This is a genomic window from Bulleidia sp. HCP3S3_C9, assembly GCF_052064035.1.
Classification (GTDB): Bacteria; Bacillota_I; Bacilli_A; order Erysipelotrichales; family Erysipelotrichaceae; genus Bulleidia.
The window spans coordinates 1-894 of record NZ_JBQHWJ010000120.1; the positions used below are offsets into that span (position 1 = coordinate 1).

The window sequence follows — 894 nt, forward strand, 5'->3', positions numbered from 1 at the left end:
TATTTTTTTATCTATTTCAGCGATCTGTTCCTTGATGAGTTCAATCCGTGCTACCAGGTACTTGATCTGAGTAGCTTCTGAACTGGATGGAAAGCCAATTGAATTTCTGGCAGCTTCCTTCAGCTCTTGAGCAGTAAGAGAGATGTGCTTGCCTCTGCCGGTGTCAAAGCATTTACGAAGTGTACGGATATCTGCGTGTGCAATCGCATCAGCGCTTCCAAATTCTTTCAGTATGTTCATATATACAATTCCATACTTGGACTTGAATAAACTGTTGAATTCAGGAAATACGACATCTATGCATTTCTGCAGTCGATTTGAGAGTTGATTTTCTTCTTCCTTGAGATTGTGGTGCTCTCTAGTCAGCTGTTTCTGCTCATACAGATCAAAGCTGCTGTATTTTGAAATACGGTAAGATTTGACGCGCTGGTTAGAAGAAAGTACATCACAGATAGTCAGAGTATCCAGCTTGTCATTCTTAGAGATTCCTCCCTGCATTTTGCGGGTAAGGTTAGTAGCAACAGGATTGATCAATGCAACCTGATAGTTTCTGTCCAAGAGAAACTTCAGTAAAGCAAGATTATAGTGACCTGTATCTTCCATACCGATGAGAATATCTTTCTGAGGTAAATGTTTAAAGGAAGAAAGCAGCGCATTGAATCCATCTCTGTTGTTTTCGAAGAATACAGGTTCAACAAGAATTTCACCTGTTTCCTTTTCAAGGAGACAGAAAGAGTGTTTGAGTTTACCAATGTCAATACCGACTAAATACATAAGAATACATCCTTTCAAAAATAAATGCGATGTGTTTGATACCACAACACTTAAACCACAAAACCTGGTGCAAAATACGAATTCAAAGACTCATCTAACTAATCATTGTTCTGGAATAAG

General features: G+C 38.7%; 1 protein-coding gene. It reads right to left on the bottom strand.

Annotation, left to right across the window (positions count from 1 at the left end):
• Nucleotides 1–774 (bottom strand): IS110 family transposase (locus ACTND6_RS11040; protein WP_441045108.1); only part of this gene is annotated, 774 nt, incomplete at its 3' end.
• Nucleotides 775–894 lie beyond the last annotated feature (120 nt).